At 37.0% G+C, this 25,911-nt stretch carries 22 protein-coding genes; 12 read left to right on the forward strand and 10 right to left on the reverse strand.

Going from position 1 to position 25,911, the window contains the following annotated elements:
* Positions 1–3,252: T9SS type A sorting domain-containing protein (locus tag ACU8DI_RS14595; RefSeq protein WP_447113530.1), on the forward strand; the 3,252-nt coding region annotated here is incomplete at its 5' end.
* A 69-nt stretch (positions 3,253–3,321) separates the two neighbouring features.
* Here ACU8DI_RS14595 and ACU8DI_RS14600 read toward each other — a convergent pair.
* From ACU8DI_RS14600 to ACU8DI_RS14640, 9 genes are all read right to left on the reverse strand, one after another.
* Complete coding sequence (locus ACU8DI_RS14600; RefSeq protein ID WP_447113531.1) at positions 3,322–3,747, reverse strand: VOC family protein; 426 nt, start codon at positions 3,745–3,747, stop codon at positions 3,322–3,324.
* 4 nt (positions 3,748–3,751) lie between these two features.
* Positions 3,752–3,937, reverse strand: coding sequence for a hypothetical protein (locus ACU8DI_RS14605; protein ID WP_447113532.1), 186 nt, complete (start codon positions 3,935–3,937; stop codon positions 3,752–3,754).
* Between the two features lie 116 nt (positions 3,938–4,053).
* A complete protein-coding gene (locus ACU8DI_RS14610; RefSeq protein WP_447113533.1) occupies positions 4,054–4,620 on the reverse strand; it encodes a hypothetical protein in 567 nt (188 codons plus the stop codon).
* 109 nt (positions 4,621–4,729) lie between these two features.
* Positions 4,730–5,599, reverse strand: coding sequence for a LytR/AlgR family response regulator transcription factor (locus ACU8DI_RS14615; protein ID WP_447113534.1), 870 nt, complete (start codon positions 5,597–5,599; stop codon positions 4,730–4,732).
* A 14-nt stretch (positions 5,600–5,613) separates the two neighbouring features.
* Positions 5,614–6,357, reverse strand: a complete 744-nt coding sequence (gene rluF / locus ACU8DI_RS14620) for a 23S rRNA pseudouridine(2604) synthase RluF (protein WP_447113535.1) — start codon at positions 6,355–6,357, stop codon at positions 5,614–5,616.
* Between the two features lie 17 nt (positions 6,358–6,374).
* On the reverse strand, positions 6,375–7,202 hold the full coding sequence (locus ACU8DI_RS14625) for an alpha/beta hydrolase (protein WP_447113536.1): 828 nt from the start codon (positions 7,200–7,202) through the stop codon (positions 6,375–6,377).
* A complete protein-coding gene (locus tag ACU8DI_RS14630; protein WP_447113537.1) occupies positions 7,203–7,568 on the reverse strand; it encodes a cupin domain-containing protein in 366 nt (121 codons plus the stop codon).
* A 16-nt stretch (positions 7,569–7,584) separates the two neighbouring features.
* Positions 7,585–8,148, reverse strand: a complete 564-nt coding sequence (locus ACU8DI_RS14635; RefSeq protein WP_447113538.1) for a hypothetical protein — start codon at positions 8,146–8,148, stop codon at positions 7,585–7,587.
* 36 nt (positions 8,149–8,184) lie between these two features.
* A complete protein-coding gene (locus ACU8DI_RS14640; protein WP_447113539.1) occupies positions 8,185–9,717 on the reverse strand; it encodes a helicase HerA-like domain-containing protein in 1,533 nt (510 codons plus the stop codon).
* A 55-nt stretch (positions 9,718–9,772) separates the two neighbouring features.
* On the opposite strand from ACU8DI_RS14640, the gene ACU8DI_RS14645 reads away from it, so the two are divergent.
* Positions 9,773–10,219, forward strand: a complete 447-nt coding sequence (locus ACU8DI_RS14645) for a RidA family protein (RefSeq protein WP_447113540.1) — start codon at positions 9,773–9,775, stop codon at positions 10,217–10,219.
* Positions 10,220–10,256: 37 nt separating this feature from the next.
* Entirely contained in the window at positions 10,257–10,889 is a 633-nt protein-coding gene (locus ACU8DI_RS14650; RefSeq protein WP_447113541.1) for a 7-carboxy-7-deazaguanine synthase QueE, read from the forward strand.
* Positions 10,890–11,039: 150 nt separating this feature from the next.
* On the opposite strand, the gene ACU8DI_RS14655 is transcribed toward ACU8DI_RS14650, so the two are convergent.
* A complete protein-coding gene (locus ACU8DI_RS14655) occupies positions 11,040–11,585 on the reverse strand; it encodes a DUF2911 domain-containing protein (RefSeq protein WP_447113542.1) in 546 nt (181 codons plus the stop codon).
* Positions 11,586–11,844: 259 nt separating this feature from the next.
* Here ACU8DI_RS14655 and asnB point away from each other — a divergent pair, with 259 nt between their 5' ends.
* The 9 genes from asnB to ACU8DI_RS14700 all read left to right on the forward strand — a co-directional run bounded on the left by asnB (position 11,845) and on the right by ACU8DI_RS14700 (position 25,767).
* Positions 11,845–13,509: an asparagine synthase B gene (gene asnB / locus ACU8DI_RS14660; RefSeq protein ID WP_447113543.1), complete on the forward strand. Its 1,665-nt coding sequence runs from the start codon at positions 11,845–11,847 to the stop codon at positions 13,507–13,509.
* Between the two features lie 210 nt (positions 13,510–13,719).
* A complete protein-coding gene (locus tag ACU8DI_RS14665; protein WP_447113544.1) occupies positions 13,720–14,289 on the forward strand; it encodes a DUF4870 domain-containing protein in 570 nt (189 codons plus the stop codon).
* Between the two features lie 24 nt (positions 14,290–14,313).
* The gene (locus ACU8DI_RS14670) at positions 14,314–15,039 is read left to right on the forward strand and encodes a CPBP family intramembrane glutamic endopeptidase (protein WP_447113545.1); all 726 of its coding nucleotides are present in this window, start codon (positions 14,314–14,316) and stop codon (positions 15,037–15,039) included.
* Positions 15,040–15,476: 437 nt separating this feature from the next.
* Entirely contained in the window at positions 15,477–17,414 is a 1,938-nt protein-coding gene (gene gyrB, locus ACU8DI_RS14675) for a DNA topoisomerase (ATP-hydrolyzing) subunit B (protein ID WP_447113546.1), read from the forward strand.
* A gap of 150 nt (positions 17,415–17,564) precedes the next feature.
* Positions 17,565–18,578, forward strand: coding sequence for a DUF6588 family protein (locus tag ACU8DI_RS14680; protein ID WP_447113547.1), 1,014 nt, complete (start codon positions 17,565–17,567; stop codon positions 18,576–18,578).
* Positions 18,579–18,709: 131 nt separating this feature from the next.
* Positions 18,710–19,636: a malate dehydrogenase gene (locus ACU8DI_RS14685; RefSeq protein WP_447113548.1), complete on the forward strand. Its 927-nt coding sequence runs from the start codon at positions 18,710–18,712 to the stop codon at positions 19,634–19,636.
* A 182-nt stretch (positions 19,637–19,818) separates the two neighbouring features.
* Positions 19,819–20,451, forward strand: coding sequence for a hypothetical protein (locus tag ACU8DI_RS14690; RefSeq protein ID WP_447113549.1), 633 nt, complete (start codon positions 19,819–19,821; stop codon positions 20,449–20,451).
* A gap of 171 nt (positions 20,452–20,622) precedes the next feature.
* Complete coding sequence (gene secDF, locus ACU8DI_RS14695) at positions 20,623–23,607, forward strand: protein translocase subunit SecDF (RefSeq protein WP_447113550.1); 2,985 nt, start codon at positions 20,623–20,625, stop codon at positions 23,605–23,607.
* Between the two features lie 126 nt (positions 23,608–23,733).
* Entirely contained in the window at positions 23,734–25,767 is a 2,034-nt protein-coding gene (locus tag ACU8DI_RS14700; RefSeq protein WP_447113551.1) for a T9SS type A sorting domain-containing protein, read from the forward strand.
* Positions 25,768–25,911: the final 144 nt, after the last annotated feature.

The raw sequence follows: 25,911 nt of genomic DNA on the forward strand, positions 1-25,911 counted from the left end.
AATAATCGGTTTTCTCAAGTACGCACATGGACCTTCGTAGATGGCTGTGGTAACGTGAGTAGCGTCAGCCAAACGATTAACGTGAACGATGATACCGCTCCAGTAGCACCTACAGCTCCTGCAGAGCTTAATTTGCAATGTGCAAGTGATGTGCCAGATATAGTGGAACTGACAGCGGTGGATAACTGTGATGGTGACATTACTGTTAGTCCTACCTCAGTAACGATCTTTGGCCCTTGTAACAACCAGTTTTCTCAAGTACGCACATGGACTTTTACCGATGTTTGCGGTAATACAAGTAGTGTAAGTCAGACAATCAACGTTAATGACGATACACCACCTGAGATTTTATGTCCGAGTGATGTTGTTTTAAATTTTGGTCCTGATCTAGATACAAGTCCAGATGCAACTGGTGGTGCCACTGCTACTGACAATTGTGGTGGAGTTACTGTGACATTTAATGATGTCATTACTCCAGGAAATTGCGATGGAAATTATACGATTACGAGAACTTGGACAGCTACTGATAGCTGCGGAAACACTTCTAATTGCGATCAATTAATTACGGTAGGTGATGATTCACCACCAACAATTACGTGTCCAGCAGATGTCGATTTGGAATGTGCTGAAGATTTGGATACAAGTCCTTCGGCTACGGGAGTAGCAACCGCTATAGATTTAGGAGATCCTAACCCAACAATTACGTTTTCTGACCTGGTAACAGTCGGAGATTGCGCTGGTAATTATGTAATTACAAGAACATGGAGGGCTACTGACAATTGTGGAAATATGGACGAGTGTGTACAGTTAATAAATGTGACTGATACCACACCTCCTAATGTGATTGATAATTGTCCAACGGCTGCTGATTTCGGCTTTGCTGATGTGCAATGCCAAACAGAATTGCCTACAGGTGACGAAGCGGAGCAAGCACTTGTTCAAAATAATCTTTTCTCTTTCTTTGAGGATAATTGTGGTGGAATCGCTGTGAATATCTCCGATCCGGTTTTAGATGGCGATAGCTGTAGTGGAACTGCAACATACACCATTGATGTTTTTGATGCTTGTGGTAATTTGAATAATAATTGCAGTTTCACAATTAATTGGGCAGATACCACGCCTCCAAATGTCATTGACAATTGTCCGACGGCTGCAGATTTCGGCTATACTGATGCGCAATGCCAAACAGAATTGCCTACAGGTGACGCAGCGGAGCAAGCATTTGTTCAGAATAACATAAGCGCTTTCTATGATGATAATTGTAGCGGAATTGCTGAGGTGAATATTTCCGATCCCGTTCTAGATGGCGATAGCTGTAGCGGAACTGCCACTTACACTATTGATCTTTTTGATGCTTGCGGTAATTTGAATGACAATTGCAGTTTCACAATTAACTGGGCAGATACCACACCACCAAATGTGATTGATAATTGTCCAACAGCTGCTGATTTCGGCTATGCTGATGTGCAATGTCAAACCGAATTACCTTCAGGTGATGCAGCAGAGCAAGCATTTGTTCAGAATAATTTAAGCGCTTTCTATGATGATAATTGTAGCGGAATTGCTGAGGTGAATATTTCCGATCCCGTTCTAGATGGCGATAGCTGTAGCGGAACCGCCACTTATACTATTGATCTTTTTGATGCTTGCGGTAATTTGAATAATAGTTGTAGTTTCACAATTAATTGGGCAGATACCACGCCACCACAAATTCCATCCGCTCCTGGCAGCTTGGCTATATGTGAAGGTGACGCGATTCCAGCCGCAGAGAATCTTACTGCTTATGATACTTGTCAAGGTGAAATCATCGTGAGCCCAATAGAGACTATTGAGCCCTTAGATAATGGTTATAATATTGTAAGAAATTATACGGCTGATGACGGTTGCGGTAACAGTTCCGTGACGACAACGCAAATTATTTTCGTAAATAGTCTTCCTACGATAACTCCAAATGAACCTGTTTGTGATGAGGTTTATGGAAGCTACTCCGTTGAAGTTCAAGTTTCAGAAGGGACCTTGATAAGTAGCGCTGGAAATGTCACAGATAATGGCAACGGACTTTGGTCTATTGACGATATTCCAAATGGTCAAAATATTATTCTAACCGCGACAACAGGAACAAATTGTACAACGAGTATCGATGTTGTAGCACCGAAATGTGTTTGTATTGAATTGGAATTAACTTATACCGATGTCTCTTGTTTTGGTCTTGATGACGGAACGATTTCAGTTGAATATGTGTCTCCAGGAGCTACAGTTACGGTAAATGGTATGCCTTATAATGCTGAGATGTTATATGAGCCTGGAGTTTACACAGTGACGGCTTATTTCGAGGGTAACGACAATCCTGAATGTATAATTTCAGAAGAAATAACTATTGAAGAGCCAGTAGCCGTGGATGTTGTAGTGAGTTCAACCAATATCACTTGTTATGGCGCGAATGACGGAACCATTACTATTGAAAGTATCAGCGAAGGTGCCTTTTATACCATAAAGAAGAATGGCTATGGCGCGGATTTAAGTGGTCAAGAATTCTTCGGTCCTGGGACTTATATTGTTGAAGCTAATCTCATCGACGATTCTTCAAGAATGACAGGGCTTTCAAAAGGAACAGATGCAGAAAGAGCGAATAACCCTTGTGAAGATGCTGTTATTGTTGTGATTTCGGAACCTGATCCATTCGAATGTACGATCACAAGACCTAAATTTTCTAAACAATTAAATTGTAGCGATACTGAAAATAATCAGTTATATGCCAATACCATTGGTGGTGAAGGGCCATTAGAGTATTCATGGAGCTTAGATCCAAGTTCTGAGAATAATTATTGGGAATTACCAAACAGTACTTCTGATAGTACCTTAGATTTCTTGCCAGGAATCGGTATTGGGCACTTTTATTTGACGGTTACAGATGCCAACGGTTGCATGACGTCTTGTGAAATTCTGTTCAAGTCTAGTTGCACTAAAAAGGATGTTTTAAACCGAGGTGAGTTTAATAGATTAATTGTTTTCGATCTATATCCAAATCCATCAGAAGGAATGGTCAATGTAAAACTGTTAGATGCAAAGACAGATAAGACCACAGTTGAAGTGTTTAATTTGGTTGGGACATTGATGTTCTCGCAAGATTATTCTGGACAGAACAACAAGGATATGGTACTAGATTTAGGAAATTTACCGAGCCAGGTATACTATGTCAAAGTATCAACATCGTATGGATCACAAATTAAAAAGCTCATTATAGATAAATAGATCTTTAAATCTTTTTTTAGATTAATAGCAACTAAACATCTTCAGCTACTTTTGCTGAGGGTGTTTTTTTTATGTTGCAAATAGTTGATCGATATCCTTAAACGCTTTAAACTCAAGAGCATTTCCCGCAGGATCGAGAAAAAACATGGTGGCTTGTTCACCAACCTCACCCTTGAACCTAATGTAAGGTTCAATAATAAATTGTACGTCCTTATTGGCGAGTGATTGACTAAATTCTTGAAAGGTGTCCCATGGTAATACTACACCATAATGCGGTACTGGCACCGCTTTACCGTCTACCGGATTGGTATGTAAAGATTCTTCTGATTTAGATTTGTAATGAATGACTAATTGATGTCCAAATAAATTGAAATCAACCCAATTGTCACTACTTCTTCCTTCTTTACAGCCTAATATATCGCGATAAAAGCGCCTGCATTCCTCTAAATTATGAACTGGGATTGCGATGTGGAAGGGAGCAATGGAATTTGCCATATTGTTATTGAGTAGGTTGGTCTTTACGATACTTGAGCATAGAAACGCCTGCTAAAAAAAAGATACCTCCTAAGATCGTTAAAGCCCACGGGCTTAATGATACAAAGTTGTTGCCGAAGATTCCTAAGACTCCTAAAATCAAAGCAATCATGCCGCCAATAGTTAAAATTAAAGCTAAAATTCTTATCATAATAAAATTGATTTAATCAAAAATAAGAATATTTCATGCAAGTTTCACATCAACGGCGCATTTGCGTCAATAAATGATTGTTTTGAATCTTTTTTGTATTAAACCTATCCTCAGATTTAATTGGTTCTGGTACACGTTATTTTCCATGTAGGGAACACGATAGTCTCTGTGGTGTCGACCCATTCACCAATCCATTTATAGCCCGTTTTACTCATATCATAAAAAGTTAATCTAAAAAAGCCGTCTTTACCATTAGGTGCTTTTTGTTCGCGATAAAGAACAATCTTATCATCTTCTTTTTTACCATTCCAAACAGGAAATGTAGCGGATGGTGTTTTCGAAGAATACCAATGTACATACCAACGACTGCTATCTTTGATGAATTGCCTAATACTTCCAGAATGAGACCCATCGGGTTTTAAGGTTTCATCTTGGACCGCTTGACCATTCATAATATATTTCCATTTCCAAATAATGTCTTCTGGTGTCGTCCACGACCCATCTTGCTTTCTGGTAGTAGAATTGCAATAACAAGTTCCAATCATGGGCTCGAAATCCTTAACCTCATTTGGAGCTTCAGGATGTGCTTTACCATAGGGTAAAACATCAGATGCTTCATACTGATATTGCGAATAGCCAATAGTGGTTATGAGTAAAAAAATAGGATAGAGAAGTTGTTTCATAATGATTTGTTTTTAGCCTATAAATCAAATCAAAATAAATCTAAAACCGATCTGTTATGCAGAGAATGACCTGTAATTTGCAGTAAAACATGTTAATAAAATCAAAAGTTTAATCCAGAAAATTTTTCACGGTTCTCAATTGACTTTTGGACACAGGTATCTTACTTCCATTATGCAATAAAATATTTGGTGGTTGTGACAATTGTAATTCTTTGGTCTTGTCCATATTGACAATTGCCTTTCTGTGAACACGTAAGAAATTATGGCTCAATTTATTTTCCAAGGCTTTAAGTGAACTCCGCATTGTGTAAGCTTTATCATGTATGGTGTGGACTTTTACGCAGTAATCATCAGCTTCAATCCAGCAAATATGATCTGTAGGTATGATTTTGCGTTTGTTGCCGATTTTAATATTTAAAATGGCCGTTTTTTCATCAATCGTTTCACTCAATTTTTTATATAACTTTGAATGGGTAAGCTTCAATTCTGAAAGCTCTTGAACACTAATCTGTAGTTTTTCATTTTCAAAATAAAGATAAACAATGATACTGATAGCAATATACCCAAGTGTGTACATTGGAACTTTTTGATAGGTGAAAAAAGGGATGAATTCTGAAAATAAAATGGACCATGAAAAAGGTGTATTTGATATGAGAATCTGACATACCGAAATCACGAGGATATTGATAGCTACCAGAATTAAGATAATAGTAATGATTTTTTGAATTCTAAATCTAGCATTTGATTTTGACCATTGAACTTTAATTTGCCAAATCAATATCGGTGACAATAGTAACCATACGAACCACCTGAATGCTTGGTTTTTTAAGAGATCGAAAAAAATGACATCCTCTGCAAGTTGGAATCTTTTAACATAGTATAATTGTTGCAACGTTTCAAATGTGATGGCTAAAACAACAATAAATACCAAAGCTAAAATATTCTTGCTGGTGTTTGATATGTGTTTTAGGAAGGACATGAGTTATTCCTTTGTTATGAATGCCGCTGTATGTGCTTTTTAGAATCAGCGATTAAGTGTTGTAAGTTTTTGAATTCTTCAGAGGTTAATTCACGATATGTTCCAATAGGTATATCGAGTTTCACGTTCATGATACGAACACGCTTTAAAGTTTGTACCTCATAATTCAAATATTCACACATTCTTCTAATTTGACGATTAAGTCCTTGCGTTAGAATGATACTAAAGGTATGGCTATTGATCTTTTTGACCTTACATTTCCTAGTCGTTTGTCCCAATTCCTCAAGAAAAATGCCATCAGACATGCGTTGGATAAAGGTTTGTGATATGGGTTTGTCAACAGTGACAACATATTCTTTTTCGTGATTGTTACTCGCTCTCAAAATTTTGTTGACAATATCACCATCGTCTGTCAATAGGATCAGTCCTTCACTAGGTTTGTCTAATCGTCCGATTGGAAATATACGTTTAGGGTAATTGATATAATCGATGATATTATCTTTTTCCACGCGCGTGTCTGTCGTACAAACAATTCCAACTGGTTTGTTAAATGCTAAATACACAAAACTGTCTTTGGTATTCTTAATTTCTTTTCCGTCGACATGAACAACATCATTCGGAGCGATTTTGGTTCCCATTTCAGGAATTTCTCCATTAATCGTGACACGACCCGCTTCAATAAGTTTATCGGCTGCACGTCGTGAGCAGTAGCCTACTTCACTGAGGTATTTGTTAATACGTTTTAAATTGTCTGACATACGTCAAAGTTACAAAACTAAGCGTTAATAAACTCTATGATGTGGTTGTTGACTTCCTCAGATTTGAGACCATGACCAAAACCTTTGGTTGGAATTAGTTGTGCCTTTTTGTAGAAGGTCTTAAAATCTTCGGCGTCATTGTATGGAATAATTTTATCGTGTTCATCATGTATGATGAGTCCGTTAATCGTAATAGCTTCCGAAAGTTTGGCAGCATTGAAATAATCAGGTCTTTGCTTAAATTCTTCAAAAACCAAATCATCCATGGCCTTAGCTGTTCGTTGATTATATCCCATCATGTGCACATATCTACTAAAAACACCAACGAAGTTTGAAGGTGCTCCCAAAAGAATTAGCTTATTCACGTGAGGTAATTGGTATTTCTGTTGATAAAAGGCAGTGGCCATACCACCAACTGAATGCCCAATGATGATATTCACATTAAATTTTTTTACGGCCACATGAATACATTCGGCATATAAAATAGCATTGAATTTTTTGCCACTTGAACGTCCATGTGCTGGCGCGTCCATAGCGACGATATTATAATTAAGAGCTTTTAGTTCCTCAATAAGTGGTCGCCATCTGAAAGAATTACTTTCCCAACCATGTGCTAATAAAACCGTTTCTTTTTTGCCAATCCAGCGATAGGTCATCAAATTGAGATTATCATACTGAATATCTTCAATAAAGGCCGTCATTAAAAAATCTTTCTCTAATTCTTTAAGTTTGATCTTACGTGGTCTTGAAAATAAGCCTAACGCTATTTTACCAGCATATCTCGGTGACAAAAAACTTATAAGATTGATGACTTGACCAATTCCTTTTGCAATTAACGTTTTCATTTAGGTCTCTCTATTTACGGAGTCTATAGAAAATGCAGGTGTGCAAATAGAGATGTATTCACAAATTTCTGTAAACGGATTTGAATATTGTACTCTGGTGTTTTTATTAATTTTTATGGATTGACCAGCTTCTAAGATCACCACGTCATCATTGATGATGAATTGTTTTTTCCCTTTGATGATATAAGTGAATTCATCAAATTCTGGGGTTTGAAAAGGTTCACTCCAGCCAGCAGGCGCAATCATATGCGCAATACTGATTTTAGAATTACCATCGGTAGCATTTCCAAAATGCTCTTCGATTAATTTGCCATCGTCTGTTGGTACGACAAAAGGCGATTTTTGAATGGTGTATGATTTGCTCAAAATTGTACTTATTTAATTACCAGTGTATCATAAAGTATTTAATTTTGGCATGATCTGGGATTTGAACGGCTTCGATATTTAGTGACATATCATAACGTAAATTGGCTGGCAATTCTTTTTTATCAATGGTAAAAGACGCATTAATTTCGTTAACTGATACGACTACTGATTTAATGAGGTTATTAATACTAGAAATTTTGTAATTGTCTTGAATATCTTTAAATGTACTTAGCGTTGAAATGTTCTTGTCTGTTTTGAATTGGTCGCTCAAAATTTGAACACTTTCTATGACAGATGTGGAATCCAATGCCTGTTTAGGCGTTAAAGTTAGGATTTTGCTTCCGCCTGAATAGATGTCAATGTCATTGATTTGTCCTGTAAATTCGTTATCCTCAGTAACCTTAACGATAGAGTCATTGGGAAAAGCCAGTTCGAGGTCTTTGACTTGCGTAGAGTCTGTGAGTAATCCAATATGATGTTTGGAAACTTGAAACGGATCTTGCGTTTTCTCAGAAGTACAATTTGTAAGGACCAAGGTTGCAATTAAAAAAACAGATAATATTTTATAGTATGTATGCACGATTAAAATGATTAGGGTAAAAATATGAATTTATAATTATTTAAGCATCTTCGTTAAGATACCAAGAACACTTCGGATCACTGTGGGACTTGTTAAAACTTTAACTATTGGGTTTTGACGCGTACTTCTGCTTCTTGTGGTACGACGTTTACTCTCAGCTTTTTCAAGCGCCTCTTTTTCCTTACGAGCCTTTTCCTTGGCTTCCTCAGCTTCGGCAATCTCAATTTTTTTATTGAGCATCTCGTAGGCACTTTCCCGATCTACTGCTTCGTTGTATTTTTTGGCGAGCTTGGATTTAGCTAACAGTGCTCCAAGTTCAGATTCTGTCAATACATCCATCCGACTCATAGGTGCACGCATCATGGTAGCGGCTAAAGGGGTTGGTTTCCCTTTTTCATTGAGAGCAGAAACCAGAGCTTCTCCAATTCCTAAAGACGTTAACACGTCTGCCGTATCGTAATACTCGGAATCAGGATAGTTTTGAGCAGTTAGTTTGATGGCTTTTCTGTCTTTTGCGGTAAATGCTCTCAAGGCATGTTGTACTTTCAATCCCAGTTGCCCCAAAACTGCTTCGGGTACGTCTGTAGGATTTTGTGTTACAAAATAAAGACCAACACCCTTACTTCTAATAAGCTTTACGATACTTTCTATTTGGTTGAGTAACGCTTTTGACGCTTCGTTAAAAATCAAATGTGCCTCATCAATAAATAGCACGAGCTCAGGTCTTCCACTGTCGCCTTGCTCTGGAAAAGTGGAATAAATTTCAGCTAATAAACTCAACATGAAGGTTGAAAATAACTTCGGACGATCTTGAATATCTGTTAAGCGAATGATATTGATAAACCCTCTACCATCGTCATCAACACGCAACAAATCATCAACTTCAAAAGATGTTTCACCGAAAAAACGTTCGCCACCTTGCTGTTCGAGCTCTACTATTTTTCTCAAGATAGCTCCAGTAGAAGCTGTTGAAATTCGTCCGTAAGCTTCCGTGAATTCTTCTTTGCCTTCTTGCGTTGCATATTGAAGAATTTTCTTAAAATCTTTTAAGTCTAATAATGGCAATTTGTGATCGTCACAATATTTGAATATGACAGCTACTACGCCAGATTGTGCTTCACTTAAATCTAAAATACGAGACAATAATACAGGTCCGAATTCACTCACTGTAGCTCTTAATCTTACACCATCTTGCTCAGATAAGGTTAAGATCTCCACCGGAAATGATTTGGATTCAAAGGGTAATCCTATTTTTTCGTGTCGTTCATCTATTTTTGGGTGCCCAGGACTTGGTTGTGCCAAGCCACTTAAATCCCCTTTAATATCCATTAACAACACAGGTACCCCTTTTTCGCTGAGATTTTCCGCTAATACTTGAAGAGTTTTCGTTTTTCCAGTACCCGTTGCACCTGCAATCAAGCCATGTCTATTCATGGTTTTTAGCGGTACATTGATAAAGGCATTTGGTAATGTTTCTCCATCCAACATGGCAGAACCCAATGTGATATAATCACCTTTATTGGAATTGCCATCTATGATTTCTTTTAAAAAATCGTCTGTTCTGCTCATCGTTCAAAATTTGCATAAAAATAGTGTAATTTTAGTCAAGTTTAAAATCAGCAAAATGAAAAATAGCGTATACCTTACTATGCTGCTCATGGTCTTGAGTTTATTCAATTGCCAAGATTCGGATAAACCCATCATCTTTCACAAGTCGCACGAACCCAAAAAAGCGGAAGCACCTTTTAGTGATGTGGTTGAAGCTAACGGATTCCTGTTTTTAGCGGGACAAGTTGGAATGGATCACAAAACTAGAACATTGGTTAAAGGAGGGATTTCAGCCGAAACGAGACAATGTATTGAAAATATCAACAGTGTTTTGAAGCATCATGGCTCCTCATTAGAAAAGGTGGTGAAATGTACTGTAATCCTTAAAGATATTGAAGATTTTAAGAGCTTTAATGAGGTCTATGAAACGTATTTTCCCAACAAGCCTGTGCGAACTACTTTTGCAGCTTCAGGTCTAGCTGTAGGCGCTCGAATTGAAATCGATGTGATTGCAGTTCAATAGTGGGTTATCTACGAACTTTGAAGTATATTTGCAAGCTATGACAAGAACAGAACGACAAGATCTAATTGACAAAGGGTTGCTATTACCCTTAATGGAAGAGTTTTACACGATTCAAGGCGAAGGGTATCATAAAGGAACGGCTGCATATTTTGTGAGAATTGGTGGTTGTGATGTGGGCTGCCATTGGTGTGATGTTAAAGAAAGCTGGTTAGCTGAATTACATCCTCCTACCGAAACTTCAAAAATCGTTGAAAATGCAGCTCGATATAGCAAAACAATTGTCGTTACAGGAGGAGAGCCCTTAACTTGGGATATGACCGAATTGACCCATCAGTTAAAGGCTAAAGGGTTACAAACACATATAGAAACGTCAGGAGCATATCAACTCACGGGCGAATGGGACTGGATTTGTTTGTCGCCTAAAAAGATGAAATTACCTACGGAAGAAGTTTATGAAAAGGCGCATGAATTAAAATGCATCATTTACAATAAAAACGACTTTAAATTTGCGGAAGAGCAAGCTTCAAAAGTCAACAAGGATTGTATTTTATACCTTCAACCCGAATGGAGTAAGCGCGATAAAGTGGTTCCTATGATAGTGGATTATGTCATGGCAAATCCTAAATGGAAAGTATCGCTGCAAACACATAAGTATTTGAATATTCCATAAATCTTTGATGAAAAACAAATGGATGTTGGTTGATTCTAGTTGTCGATTCTTGGAAGTTATACACTAGGTTAGTTAAAACATATAACAAAATTGCAATAAAAAAAAGCTTTGTGAAAACAAAGCTTTTTTTGTATCAAATTGAGATGTTTATTACATATTAAATGGCACCATTACTCGTGTATTTCCCCATCCAAGATGCATGTTTACACCGCTTTTTCCTTCATTAAATACAATAGAGAAAGCCTCTAAGGCTTCATCGACTTGCTCTACAGGAACAGCCATTCGTGCAACATCATTTTCTTCCTTATAAAAGTAGCTTCCCCAAACATTCAGGTCTGAACTGATAATAGCAGTCCATTCTTTGTCTCCAGGAATGACATAAAACGTATACGTACCAGCAGGCACCTTTGTTTTACCAAACATCATTGGCGTATAAAGTGTAAGTTCGGCAGCTTCATTCGCTCCTGTTCTCCAAACTTTTCCTTTTGGCGCTAGCTTTTCAAGACTACGGCCTTTTAATTGTGGTCTACTATAAACAATTTTAATGAGTTTGTTGGCCTCTTTATAATCGTTCGGGAATGCCGCAGCATCCATTGGGCTCTTATCAATCGGAGAGAATTCCTGAGCATTTATTTGCAGAGAAAAAAGCATAAGAAACGATAAGATAAGGGTTGTGGTAATTGACGTTGTTTTCATAATGTACTATTAGTTTTTTTGAATGTTAAAGATAAATAGTATTGCTGGCAATACTCAATGAATGGTCGTAAAGTGATGTTAAAATTTACAGATTTTCATATCAATAAGCTGTTTTGTTGATTTTATATTATAATATTTATTAAAAAGATCAATATAAGTTTTAATATGTAACCTATATTTGATTTAATGTTTTTATATTGTAATAAGTAGTACATATTTGTCTTTCAATTAAGATATAAAGAATTAAAATTATAAGATTATGTGTGGAATTGTATGTGCGTTCGATTTGAAAGAGACTTCTGAGGCATTAAGACCTCAAATATTGGAAATGTCTCAAACCATAAGGCATAGAGGTCCAGATTGGAGTGGTATTTATAGTGATGATAAAGTCATTATGGCTCACGAACGTTTGGCTATTGTAGACCCAGCTTCGGGAAAGCAGCCATTATTCAGTCAAGATAAAAAACTCATATTAGCTGCTAATGGCGAAATATATAACCATAGAAGTCTTCGTAAGCAATTTGAAGGTCGTTATGATTTTCAAACAGAGAGTGATTGTGAAGTCATTTTGGCTTTATACAAGGAAAAAGGCGTCGATTTTGTGGATGAGATGAATGGGATTTTTGGTTTCGCTATATATGATGTAGAAAAGGACGAATACTTCGTCGCTAGAGACCATATGGGAATTATTCCGCTGTATATTGGCTGGGATCAAAATGGGACCTTTTATGTGGCTTCTGAATTAAAGGCATTGGAAGGGGTCTGTACAAAAATTGAATTGTTTCCTCCAGGACATTATATGTCGAGTAAAGATGGAAAATTTGTGCAATGGTACAAGCGTGAATGGACCGATTATGAAGCCGTGAAAGGTAATGAAACAAGTATCGCTAAAATCAAGGAAGCATTGGAAGCGGCCGTCCACAGACAATTAATGAGTGATGTGCCTTATGGTGTGTTGTTGTCGGGAGGATTGGATTCCTCAGTGACTTCTGCGATTGCAAAAAAGTATGCTCAAAAACGTATTGAAAGTGATGATACTTCGGAAGCTTGGTGGCCGCAATTGCACAGCTTTTCAGTAGGGTTAGAAGGATCTCCAGATCTGGCGGCTGCTCAAAAAGTAGCGGATCATATTGGTACGGTTCATCATGAAATCAAGTTTACCATTCAAGAAGGATTGGACGCTATCCGAGATGTGATTTATAAATTAGAAACTTATGATATTACTACCATCCGAGCAAGTACACCTATGTATTTGATGGCACGCGTTATCAAGTCTATGGGAATCAAAATGGTCTTGTCTGGTGAAGGCGCTGATGAGCTTTTTGGTGGCTATTTGTATTTTCATAAAGCGCCAAACGCTCAGGAGTTTCACGAGGAAACCGTCAGAAAATTGAGTAAACTACATATGTATGATTGTTTAAGGGCTAATAAAAGTTTAGCGGCTTGGGGCATCGAAGGTAGAGTGCCTTTTTTAGATAAGGAGTTTATGGATGTCGCTATGAGTATCAATCCTCAAGATAAAATGATCCATGGGGAGCGCATGGAGAAATGGGTGGTTCGAAAGGCCTTCGAAGATATGCTGCCTGAGAGTGTGGCTTGGAGGCAAAAGGAACAATTTAGTGATGGTGTAGGTTATAGTTGGATTGATACGCTTAAGTCTATTGTCGCAACTGAAGTGTCTGATGAACAATTGGCAAACGCGAAGTATAAATTCCCAATACAAACACCAACGAGTAAAGAAGAATTCTATTATCGAAGCATATTTGCTGAACATTTCCCAAGCGATGCCGCAGCCTTGTGTGTGCCACAGGAAGCGAGTGTGGCTTGTAGTACTCAAATTGCTTTAGAGTGGGATGAAGCCTTTAAAAACATGAACGATCCTAGTGGTAGAGCGGTTGCGAATGTGCATGCCGATGCGTATTAAAATCGGGTAAATAACAACCCGTATTCAACAAAATAAGATTGGTTGCCATGCCAATCTTTTTTTATGCCATCATATGACGAATTTCAAAATTTAATTGCTTTTGTGCTTGAAACACCTATATTTACTGCAAGTGACAGATAGGTGACATTTAAATGACGTGTAAAAAACGAGAAATACTGATTAGATTTGTGCCAACAAATAGGATACAAAATGAAACAGCAATCACTTAAAGATAATTTATTATTTCATCGCAAATCAAAAGGCTATACTCAAGATGAACTTTCGGAAAGAACGAGCGTGGGCGTCCGTACGATTCAACGGATAGAAAAAGGAGAAGTGCAACCACACTTGCAAACCGTAAAATTACTAGCGGTTGGATTAGATATTGAAGTAGAAGATTTAATTGTTCTGGATAATCCGAAGGAAGAAACGATACAACGAAAATGGATGTTATTGCTACATGCCTCTCCGTTTTTCGGATTGATCATCCCTTTTGCCAATGTCTTGTTTCCATTATTTACTTGGATAAGTAAAGCGGAAGACAATAAAATTTATGATAGTCATGGTCGCGCAGTTATTAATTTTCATTCCTCCTTGATTCTTTATTTAATCATATCATTACTGCTTTTCTTTCCATTTCCGGGTCATAATTTTTTTCTAACAACTGCGGTTTTTCTCTTCGGAATTATTGTGAGTATTAAAAATATCTTTACTGCGTTAGGTTCAGGAACCTGTTACTATCCGCTTTCTATTCCTTTTTTAAAGCCTAAAAAGGCTTAATCATTTAATTTATATTTTAAAGTTATGTTAGGATTATTACTAATCATAGTCGTCTCATGGGCACTTTTATATCTCATTGAGAAACAAAATATAACCGTCTTAGGGATGGTTCCCACCGTTAGTCATATGGTACAATTCACGGTTGGCTTAGTGTTTATAATGATGATTAGTCTTATGACTATCTACCTAGAAAGTATGGTACTAGACATCGATTGGGTACTACAATCAAAGATTAGCTGCCGTGTGATTTTTGAAGCCATTATCTATCATTTTAAATCGGCGTTAACCGAGGATTTAGTGTTTAGAGGTGCTATTTTATACATTCTTATCAAGAGGTTGGGAGCGCCTTGGGCTCTTCTTGTTTCCGCACTGTGTTTTGGGATATATCACGTGTTTTCCTACGGAATGATTGGAAGTCGAGTAATTCCCATTGTGTATGTGATTGTGGTTACGGGATTTGCTGGCTATGTTTGGGCTTATACGTTTTATAAAACATCCTCTATCATGATGGCTTTGGGGTTTCATCTAGGTGTCAATCTAATAAATACATGTTTCTTCCAAAACCAACCATATGGTGAATTGATTTTTACTGAAATTTCAAGAACGCCAATTTCAGAGTGGCATAATTTTTTGTTACAAATAGTGAAGGGTTTATTGCCGTCAATTTTAACATTGATTTTTGTCAAGTTAATCCTTAAAGATCATTCGAAAACATTTCAAATAAACAATGTAGGTGACGAAAGTCATTAAAAGCGATCTGCCAGAATGATTATGGAGAAAGTATGTGGTATGCTTATATGAACACTTTTGAAACTCGGATGCCTTTGATTGTCACTCTTGGATATTTCTAAATTTTAAGCAGAAATTCCATTAATTTTTACGGTGTATAAAATTAAAAATAGCACTTGTAAGCACTTTTGTGTATTTGGCCGTTTTCCGGAGGTTCTAAAAAGTGCTGAAATCAATTTTAAGGCCATTTTTAGCTCATTTAAGAGCGTTTCTAGTAATTAACAAATGTTGATAATTATTCGATAGTTTCGACAAAATGCTTTTAAAAAGCCTCTAAAATTCTTATCTTTGTTTGTGTTCAAAAGGATGCTAGAAAGGCATCTTTTTTTATGTGGCATGATGCTAATTATTGTTCTGCCAATAGGATAAACTAAAGATTTCAAAATACATAATAATTTATGAGCGAAGAAAATAAAAAACAGTATTCAGCCGATAGTATTCAGGCATTAGAGGGCATGGAGCATGTGCGCATGCGACCATCCATGTACATTGGAGATGTTGGGACACGTGGTCTTCACCACCTAGTTTATGAAGTTGTGGATAACTCCATTGATGAGGCACTCGCAGGACACTGTAATAATATCACCGTAATTATCAATGAAGATAACTCTATTACAACCGAAGATGATGGTCGTGGGATACCTGTAGATATGCACAAGAAAGAAGGGATTTCAGCACTTGAAGTGGTGATGACTAAAATTGGTGCAGGTGGTAAGTTTGATAAGGATTCTTATAAGGTGTCTGGTGGTTTACATGGTGTTGGTGTAAGTTGTGTTAATGCCCTGTCTGAGCATTTAAAGGCAACAGTTTATAGAGATGGTACCATTTGGGAACAAGAGTACGAACGCGGTAAAACACAGTATCCCGTAAGAGCTGTAGGAGAAACAGATAAGCGTGGTACGGTTGTTACATTTAAACCAGATCCAACCATATTTACCCAAACTTTAGAGTATAGCTATGATACCTTGGCAAGTAGAATGCGTGAATTGGCGTATTTAAATAAAGGAATCACGATTCATTTAATAGATAGAAGATCTAAGAAAGAAGATGGCGAATTTGAGGGTGAAACTTTTCACTCAGAAGAAGGTCTAAAAGAATTTATAAAGTTCTTAGACGGCAATCGTGAGCCATTAATGAGCGATGTTATTGCTTTTGAAGGTGAGAAGAATGATATTCCTGTTGAGGTTGCTATGATCTATAACACCTCGTATGCTGAAAATTTACATTCTTACGTAAATAATATTAATACGCATGAAGGTGGAACGCATTTATCTGGATTTAGAAGAGGCTTGACTCATACACTAAAAAAGTATGCTGATAATTCAGGCATGCTGGACAAATTGAAATTTGATATTTCGGGTGATGACTTCCGTGAAGGATTAACTGCCATCATTTCAGTAAAAGTTGCTGAACCACAATTTGAGGGTCAAACTAAAACGAAACTTGGAAATAGAGAAGTCTCTGCATCCGTAAGTCAAGCGGTATCTGAAATGTTGACCGATTACCTAGAAGAGCATCCTGATGATGCCAAAACCATTGTTCAAAAAGTAATTTTGGCCGCACAGGCTCGTCATGCCGCACAAAAAGCGCGTGAAATGGTACAGCGTAAAACGGTAATGAGTATTGGTGGTTTACCTGGAAAATTAAGTGATTGCTCCGAACAAGATCCTGCAAAGTGTGAGGTATTCTTGGTTGAGGGTGATTCGGCAGGTGGAACGGCTAAACAAGGTCGTGATCGTGCGTTTCAAGCCATATTACCATTACGTGGTAAAATCTTGAATGTTGAAAAAGCCATGACCCACAAGGTGTTCGAAAATGAAGAAATCAAAAACATTTTTACAGCACTTGGTGTAACCATCGGCACGGAAGAAGATAGTAAAGCACTTAATTTATCAAAATTAAGATATCATAAGGTAGTCATCATGTGTGATGCCGATATTGATGGTAGTCACATTGCAACCCTTATTTTAACATTCTTCTTTAGATATATGAAAGAATTGATCGAGAATGGTCATATCTATATCGCTACTCCGCCACTTTACTTGGTTAAAAAAGGCGCGAAAAAAGAGTACGCTTGGAGTGATAAAGAACGTGATGCTCTTATTGCAGAGTATGGTGATGGCTCAAAAATCCAACGTTATAAAGGTCTTGGTGAAATGAATGCAGAGCAACTTTGGGATACCACTATGAATCCTGAGTTCAGAACACTGCGTCAAGTGAATATAGACAACGGAGGCGAGGCAGATCGTATTTTCTCCATGTTAATGGGAGATGAAGTACCTCCTCGTAGAGAATTTATTGAGAAGAATGCGATTTACGCGAATATTGACGCCTAATGGTGTAAAGTTTGTAATCAATAACATTCAAAAAAACTAAATACTAAGCAACTGCGTATATCTATATGTAGTTGCTTTTGTCTTTTATAAAAGAATATTGGATAAAAAGCGTTATCAAAATAAGAAAGCTTTAAAAGATCTGAAAACGCCATGAAAAACATAGTTTTGATAGGGTTAGTGTCTCTAGGTGCACTCACACTTAATGCACAGGAAAATGTCAATGATTTATTAGCGGCAGGTATTGCCGATGCTCAACGTTACACTCAAAATTATATCGCACCAGCATCTGAAGCTGTTGGATTTGGTATCAACAACGGTTGGTTTAATAACGCCAAATCTCCAAAGCGTTTTGGTTTTGAATTATCAGTTATCGGGAATGTTGGATTTATTAAGGATGAAAAAAAATCCTTTCAGATGAATATTGCCGATTACGAAAATATCAGATTTGAGAATGGCAGTTCCTCTCAAATGGTAGCAACCGCTTTAGGTAATAACGATCCAGATGTTACCGTGATCATCACGTATGATGATCCCATTTTCGGGAGTCAGGAAACCGAACTTATATTGCCAACAGGCATCGGTTCAGAAGGGATTAATATCATTCCAACCGGATTTCTGCAAGCGAGTTTCTCACCATTTAAAGGCACACAGATCAAAGGACGATTTTTTCCAAAAGTGGACACAGAAGATACTAAAATTGGACTCTATGGCTTCGGCATCCAACAAGAGTTTACAAGTTGGTTGCCAGCCGATAAGGTTTTACCAGTCGCTATCTCGGGATTAGTTGCTTATACACATTTGGATGGGAGTTATGATTTCACGGATGCTGAATTTGTTGATGGTGACAATCAAAGAGTAGATACCGATGTCAATACGTTGCTTTTGCAGCTTATCGTTGGGACCAAATTAAAAATCATCAATTTTTATGGTGGCTTGGGTTATATTACTGGAACATCGAAGACCGATTTATTAGGAACCTATAGAGTAACAGATGGTTTTTTGTTTTCCGAAGAAATTAATGATCCATTTTCAATAGAACAAGATATTTCTGGCGTTAGAGGTACCGTAGGTGCCAACTTAAAACTAGGTTTTTTTGGTCTTAATGCCGATTATACCATTGCCGAATTTGATAGTGCCACTTTAGGGATTAACTTTTCTTTTTAAACTAGGGCCAATTAAGTCATCACCACATTGTAAAAGCGCAAGAAATTCTCTTGCGCTTTTTTCATTAACACTGTTAAAATTTGTAATTTTGCACACTCATTAAACAACACAAATTTAATAACACATAAAAAATGAAAGTAACAGTAGTTGGAGCAGGAGCAGTTGGCGCAAGTTGCGCTGAGTATATTGCCATTAAGGACTTTGCAAGTGAAGTCGTATTGTTAGACATTAAAGAAGGTTTTGCTGAAGGTAAAGCGATGGATTTAATGCAAACGGCCTCTTTAAACGGTTTTGATACAAAAATCACAGGAGTAACAAATGATTATTCTAAAACCTCGGGTAGTGATATTTGTGTAATTACGTCGGGAATTCCTCGTAAACCGGGAATGACTAGAGAAGAACTCATTGGCATTAATGCTGGCATTGTAAAATCAGTAGCTTCTAGTTTGATTGAACACTCTCCAAATACCATCATTATTGTGGTTAGTAATCCAATGGATACCATGACCTATCTTGTGCATAAAACAACCAATTTACCAAAGAATAGAATTATTGGTATGGGTGGTGCTTTAGATTCTGCGCGTTTTAAGTATAGATTAGCGGAAGCTTTAGGTGCACCTATTAGCGATGTTGATGGCATGGTTATTGGCGGACATAGTGACAAAGGAATGGTGCCTTTAACAGCACACGCGACTAGAAATAGTGTAAAAGTTTCTGAATTCTTGTCTGAGGAACGATTGGATCAGGTCAAAGAAGATACTAAAGTTGGTGGCGCTACATTAACAAAACTTCTTGGCACCTCTGCTTGGTATGCACCTGGAGCGGCTGTAAGTGGTCTTGTGCAGGCTATTGCTTGTGATCAAAAGAAAATGTTTCCATGTTCTACCTTGTTGGAAGGGGAGTATGACTTGAATGATCTTTGTATTGGTGTTCCAGTTATTTTAGGTCGAAATGGAATTGAAGACATTGTCAAAATAAAATTAAGTGACGCGGAAACGACACACCTTAAAGAAAGCGCAGAAGGTGTTCAAAAAACAAATGGTCTTTTAGAACTGTAAGATGCTTTACTTTTTAAAATTTAAGGCTATCATTTTTATGATAGCCTTTTTTATATTAGATGGACAGTGCTGATAGCATTTTAAATGTAAAAGAATGAGTCATGAATCTAAAATTCGTTAGGTAATGACCTATTAACGATAAAGTGCAATACTAGATTGGTTATTTTTTATATATTTGGCGCATGACTTCAAGATGGTACATTAGTATTATTATCATAACGCTCACTTGTTTGGGTGGATTTGTGAATACACAGCAAATCACGGCACCTAATCAAGAGATTGTGGTGCAATTTACCAATAGTAATGGTACTTCGGATGAAGCGCAGTCTACAATTAATTTCATCAAGCAGCAGTTAGAATCAGCAGAAGCTGAGAACATACAGGTGCTTGAACAGGCCGATGGCCAATTAAAAATTACCTATTACAGCACTGAAGATGTCCATAGTATTAAAGTTTTACTTTCTTCAGATGACTCCTTACAATTAGACGTTCCAACCAACGGTCCTAGTGAAAATGCGCCATCGAAAGATACGTCTGTCACCTGTGATGTGGATGTGTATGAAATTCAACAGAATGACGAGGTCTCTCATCTCGATGGCAAATTAGCCTTAGAGACTAAAGTTGGATATGATAGGTTTGCAAATCCTACTATTACTGGAACATCTGCTTATTTCGATGAAATAAGCATTCAACACATGCCAAAGTCCACTTGTAAAATCGGATTGGATGAGGCGATAGAAAAGGATTTTAAATCTAGAATAATTCCTGAAGTAAGAGCTGGCCCTTGGCACAATGGGACTTTTATAAAGGCTTGATCTCCCTCCCAAGAAACTTTCAGAAAAACATGAAACGGTCGTTTCATAATGATCAACGCAGGTCCTAACATATGGTCCTGTCTTTCAACATAACATATATTCAAAAATAATTGTCAGATAAGACGTAAATTCTATATTTGCGTGATTAAAATTTGACCTAAATATTACATAATGCAAAACAAAGGACTAGTAAAGCTTTTTGCAGTGTTATTTGGTTTGGTAAGTATTTACCAATTATCATTTACATTCAAAAACAATCAAATCGATGAGGCTGCGAAAACTTATGCAGTAAACAATTACGATAATCCAGAAGCGATTAGCGATGCTGAGGTGCGCTATTTGGATTCTATTTCAAACCAGGAGGCTTACAATATTGGAATCGCAAGTTTCACAGGTAAAGAAGTCAAGGAAAAGTCAATGAATCTCGGTCTTGACTTAAAAGGTGGATTGAACGTTATTCTTCAAATTTCAGTAAGAGATATTCTTGAAGGATTAGCTAATAACAGCAACGATATAGCCTTTAATAAGGCTTTGGATAATGCTGAAGAAATTCAAAAGGATGCTCAAGAATCCTATTTAGAATCCTTTTTTGAAGCATGGGATGCGGTAAAAGGTGATCAGAAATTGGCATCACCAGATATTTTTGCCAATAGAGATTTAGATGATGTCGTAGATATCTCGATGTCGGATGCCGATGTGAAAAAAGTATTGGAAGAAAAAGTAGATGAATCTATTGTATCTGCTTTCGAAGTACTTCGTAAGCGTATTGACCAATTTGGTGTAGTATCACCTAACATTCAACGTTTAGGAAACTCTGGACGTGTTTTGGTAGAATTGCCAGGTGTGAAGGATGTAAAGCGTGCCACAGAATTAATTACGACAACAGCTCAGTTACAATTTTGGGATGTTGAAAACGGACAAGCGCTTGGCGATTTCTTTGCCTTAGCTAATGAGAATCTAAAGACAAAATTAGGTTTAGATGAAAAAGAAGCAGCTACAGAGACACAAGCTTCAACAGCGACTGATAGCGACAGTACGATTGATAACTTATTAGGAGAAACATCTACAGATTCAACAGCGACCAATCAAGTAAATCCATTGTTTGATATATTAGGTCCACCAAGAACAGGTGGGATGTTAGCTGTAAAATTAGAGGATAAAGCGACCTTACAATCTTACTTGGAAATGCCAGAAGTAAAATCCGGATTACCAGCAGAGGCACGTTACACTAAATTTGCCTTTGGTTTACCAGAGTTAGATGCTGAAACTGGTATAGAGTATGTTGATCTTTATGCTTTAAAAGGCAACAGAAATGATGAGCCAGAATTAAGTGGTGGTGTTGTAACAGATGCGCGTCAGTCTTATGGTCAAACAAACAAGCCTACAGTGACCATGCAAATGAACGCTAAAGGTTCTAAGGTTTGGGAAGAAATGACAGGAAGAGCAGCTGCTCAAGGAACGCAAATAGCGATTGTATTAGATGATATTGTGTATTCGGCACCAACGGCTTCTAATGGAGCGATTTCAGGTGGTAACACCGAAATATCTGGTAACTTTACAGTAACTGAAGCGATCGATTTAGCCAATGTTTTAAGAGCTGGTAAATTACCTGCTCGTGCAGAAATCGTTCAAGCGGATCAAGTAGGACCTTCTTTAGGAAAGGAAGCCATTGATAGTGGTACCAAATCATTCTTAATTGCCTTATCTCTCGTATTAATTTGGATGATACTTTACTATGGTAAAGCTGGTATTTTTGCCGATTTAGCCTTGCTCTTAAACATCTTATTGATTTTTGGAGTGCTATCAGGTTTAGGAGCGGTATTAACATTGCCAGGTTTAGCAGGTATCGTGTTAACAATTGGTATGTCTGTGGATGCTAACGTTCTTATCTTTGAAAGAGTTCGTGAAGAGTTGGCCAAAGGAAAGGCTCAAAAAGAAGCTGTTAAAGATGGTTTCGCAAATGCTTTGTCTTCTATTTTAGATGCCAATATTACCACAGGTTTAACGGCTATTATCTTATTCGTTTTTGGAACAGGACCAATTAAAGGGTTTGCAACGACCTTATTAATAGGTATTATGACCTCTTTGTTTACGGCAATTTTCATTACGAGATTACTAGTGGATTGGTACGTTAATAGAGGTAAGTCGTTAGATTTCTCTACCTCAATAACAAAGAACTTATTTAAGAACAATAACATTAATTTCATCGGAAAGCGTAAAGTAGCTTATGTTGTTTCTGGAATTTTAATATTAGTAAGTTTAGGATCTTTATTTACAAACAAACTAGATCAAGGTATTGATTTTGTTGGAGGACGAACGTATCAAGTAAGATTTGCTGATGCGGTAAGTTCTGAAGCAGTAGCATCAGACCTTACGGATGTCTTTGGAAGTGTAGAAGTGAAAACTATTGGTAACGATCATCAGTTGAAAATTTCTACGAAATATAAGGTTGATGAGAATTCAGTGGAAGTAGATGAAGAAGTGCAAACCATGCTTTTTAATGGCTTGAAGTCGTATTTACCAAGTGATTTTTCTTACCAAGATTTCTCTGAAGGTACCGATGGTATAGGTAAAGTATTATCCAGTAAAGTAAGTCCGACCATTGCCGATGATATCAAGAAAGAGTCTTTATTGGCTGTTTTGGGCTCATTGATAGTGGTGTTCTTATACATTTTATTCCGATTCAAGAGATGGCAATTCTCATTGGGTGCTGTGGCAGCCGTATTTCATGATGTGATTATTGTATTGGGAATCTTCTCTTTACTGTATAAATTTATGCCTTTTAGTATGGAAATTGATCAAGCATTTATAGCGGCCATCTTGACGGTAATTGGTTACTCGTTGAATGATACCGTGGTCGTGTTTGATAGAATTAGAGAGGTGTTAGCAGAAAAAGCTGGTTTTAAAGGTGGTGTCAATATCAATTCTGCTATCAATAGTACATTGAGTAGAACATTAAATACGTCGTTAACAACGTTAGTCGTATTAATTGCCATGTTTGTGTTTGGAGCAGAATCATTGAGAGGACTGCTTTTTGCATTGATAGTTGGTGTAGTAGTGGGTACCTATTCTTCGGTATTTATCGCAACACCATTAATGTATGACACTTTAAAGAATAAAGGAATCGCACCTCCAAAAGAGGACGAGGATAAATAGTAATCCATTCAAGTGATTATAAAAAAAGCCATTTCTATTGAAGTGGCTTTTTTTATTTAAATCAAATTTTTGACGCAACCTTTTACAACATTTTGTATCTTACCATAAACCATCCATATTCATATTATGAAACACATATTACTTATTCTCTCAATGGTCGTGGCGTTTAGTATTAATGCACAAGAGTATTTAATGCAAAATGGGTCAATCGTCTCTTGCTCAGGAACTTTTTATGATACTGGTGGTGATCTTCTGAACTACTCGAATAATGAAAATTTCGTTTTTACTATTTGTCCTGAAAATCCAGGAGAGAGAATTAGTTTGGATTTTCAAAGTTTCGATCTTCAAGCTAATGGAGACTTTATGAATATATATGATGGGCAAAGTACATCAGATTTATGGTTTGGATCTTTTACGGGAAACTCTAATTGGCCAAATATTACGGCTACATTAAATAATCCTACAGGCTGTTTGACTATTGAGTTCATTTCAGATGGTACGGTAACTAACTCAGGATGGGAAGCTTCTATTTCATGCACAACTCCTTGCCAAAATATTGAGGCAGTTTTAGATTCGATTTTTCCATTATCAAATGAAGAAGGTATTGTTGAGGTTTGTGTAGGAGAAAATATAACTTTAAGTGGGAGTGGAATTTTTGAAAATGATGGAATAGGAGCAAGTTATACTTGGGATTTGGGAAATGGTACTGCAGTAGATGGTCAAACGGTCAATATCTCATATGATGAACCTGGAGTGTACCTTGTTAACTTAGATATAAGAGATACAAATACTGACAATTATATTGGAGGTTGTCCAAATACAAATGCTATTAATCAGGTGATACGAGTTTCAGGGATGCCTGATTTTACTGGTACTCAAGCTGTAGATGATACTTTGTGTTTTGGAGATTCTACAGTGATTCTTGGTGATGCTATTCCTAACACATTATTGTATAATTGCCCACCTCCTGAAAGTGATGAAACTTTTTTGCCAGATGGCAACGGAGCAGCCTATTTTACCTGTATAAATGTTACTTGTTTTGAACCAGATGCTGTTCTAACTGATGCGTCTCAAATTTTTGATATCTGTTTAAATATAGAACATTCTTATTCAGGAGATTTAGATATAAAAATCATTTCACCAAGCGGTCAAGAAGCATATCTGTTTACGCAAGCTGGTGGCGGAACATATTTTGGTGCAGCCAATGATGACAATACTAATGCGCCTGGAGTTGGAGCTGATTATTGTTTTTCAATGACAGCATCTACATTATTGGCAAATGCTAATACTATTGTTGCGGGTTCTACTCCACCCGGTAATTCTTGGGAGCCAGGAACTTATTTGCCAGTAGAATCATTTAATGCTTTGATTGGAAGTCCGCTAAATGGAGAATGGTGTATCGAAATCATAGATAACTTAGCGATTGATAATGGTTATATTTTTTCTTGGGAGCTCAATTTTGATGAAAGCGTTCCTCAGGAGGACTTTTCGTTTGTGCCTGCAATTATTTCTGAATCTTGGGATACTGATGTTTCTATAACACAGGTTAATGGAAATTCTATTACTGTAGCGCCTTCAACCTCTGGAATTCATTGTTATACCTATAGAGTAATGGATGAATTTGGTTGCGAGTTTACTGAAGAAGTATGTATTACAGTCGCTGAAGAAAGTCAGCCTCCAATAACATACTATGAAGACTCAGATGGTGATGGTTTTGGAGATGCTGATAGTTCGGTTCAAGAATGTTCTAACGTTCCTCCTATTGGGTATGTTGCCAATGATTTAGATTGTGATGATAGCAATAACCTAATTAATCCTGATGGGACCGATAGTGTAGGAAATGGGATTGACGAAAATTGTGATGGCGTAGATGGGGATTTGTTGAGTGTAGATGATCTTTTAGATCAGAATCTTATAATTCATCCAAATCCATTTAACGATACGATTACCATTGATTTACCACAGCAATTCAATAACCAAGATATTTCCATTACTATTTTTGATATCCATGGCCGCGTGTTTTTCAATAAAACCTATTCAGTAATGGATGGCGAAATTAATATTGAACATCTTAATACTTTGGAAAAAGCACCCTATTTTTTGAAGCTATCTTCTAAGGATATGCAACTATCAATAGTTAAAAAATTGATAAGATTATAGGCAAGTCCGTTATAAAGTTTTGTTAACCAAACTGTTTGTTCACTAGTAAACCATATAATATCTCAAAATCGGACGAAGACAAAAATTATTGTCTATCTTAAAGTTATTAAAAAAAGCCACTTCAATTGAAGTGGCTTTTTTTAT

This window comes from Psychroserpens sp. BH13MA-6 (assembly GCF_052983595.1).

What these genes read in the sequence shown, in the direction of transcription:
- ACU8DI_RS14650 (WP_447113541.1), top strand. Translation starts at nt 10,257, where the DNA reads ATGACAAGAACAGAACGACAAGATCTAATTGACAAAGGGTTGCTATTA.
- ACU8DI_RS14700 (WP_447113551.1), top strand. Translation starts at nt 23,734, where the DNA reads ATGAAACACATATTACTTATTCTCTCAATGGTCGTGGCGTTTAGTATT.
- ACU8DI_RS14665 (WP_447113544.1), top strand. Translation starts at nt 13,720, where the DNA reads ATGAAACAGCAATCACTTAAAGATAATTTATTATTTCATCGCAAATCA.
- gyrB (WP_447113546.1), top strand. Translation starts at nt 15,477, where the DNA reads ATGAGCGAAGAAAATAAAAAACAGTATTCAGCCGATAGTATTCAGGCA.
- ACU8DI_RS14615 (WP_447113534.1), bottom strand. Translation starts at nt 5,599, where the DNA reads ATGTCCTTCCTAAAACACATATCAAACACCAGCAAGAATATTTTAGCT.
- ACU8DI_RS14670 (WP_447113545.1), top strand. Translation starts at nt 14,314, where the DNA reads ATGTTAGGATTATTACTAATCATAGTCGTCTCATGGGCACTTTTATAT.
- ACU8DI_RS14690 (WP_447113549.1), top strand. Translation starts at nt 19,819, where the DNA reads ATGACTTCAAGATGGTACATTAGTATTATTATCATAACGCTCACTTGT.
- ACU8DI_RS14610 (WP_447113533.1), bottom strand. Translation starts at nt 4,620, where the DNA reads ATGAAACAACTTCTCTATCCTATTTTTTTACTCATAACCACTATTGGC.
- ACU8DI_RS14605 (WP_447113532.1), bottom strand. Translation starts at nt 3,937, where the DNA reads ATGATAAGAATTTTAGCTTTAATTTTAACTATTGGCGGCATGATTGCT.
- ACU8DI_RS14680 (WP_447113547.1), top strand. Translation starts at nt 17,565, where the DNA reads ATGAAAAACATAGTTTTGATAGGGTTAGTGTCTCTAGGTGCACTCACA.
- asnB (WP_447113543.1), top strand. Translation starts at nt 11,845, where the DNA reads ATGTGTGGAATTGTATGTGCGTTCGATTTGAAAGAGACTTCTGAGGCA.
- ACU8DI_RS14640 (WP_447113539.1), bottom strand. Translation starts at nt 9,717, where the DNA reads ATGAGCAGAACAGACGATTTTTTAAAAGAAATCATAGATGGCAATTCC.
- rluF (WP_447113535.1), bottom strand. Translation starts at nt 6,357, where the DNA reads ATGTCAGACAATTTAAAACGTATTAACAAATACCTCAGTGAAGTAGGC.
- ACU8DI_RS14600 (WP_447113531.1), bottom strand. Translation starts at nt 3,747, where the DNA reads ATGGCAAATTCCATTGCTCCCTTCCACATCGCAATCCCAGTTCATAAT.
- secDF (WP_447113550.1), top strand. Translation starts at nt 20,623, where the DNA reads ATGCAAAACAAAGGACTAGTAAAGCTTTTTGCAGTGTTATTTGGTTTG.
- ACU8DI_RS14625 (WP_447113536.1), bottom strand. Translation starts at nt 7,202, where the DNA reads ATGAAAACGTTAATTGCAAAAGGAATTGGTCAAGTCATCAATCTTATA.
- ACU8DI_RS14645 (WP_447113540.1), top strand. Translation starts at nt 9,773, where the DNA reads ATGAAAAATAGCGTATACCTTACTATGCTGCTCATGGTCTTGAGTTTA.
- ACU8DI_RS14685 (WP_447113548.1), top strand. Translation starts at nt 18,710, where the DNA reads ATGAAAGTAACAGTAGTTGGAGCAGGAGCAGTTGGCGCAAGTTGCGCT.
- ACU8DI_RS14655 (WP_447113542.1), bottom strand. Translation starts at nt 11,585, where the DNA reads ATGAAAACAACGTCAATTACCACAACCCTTATCTTATCGTTTCTTATG.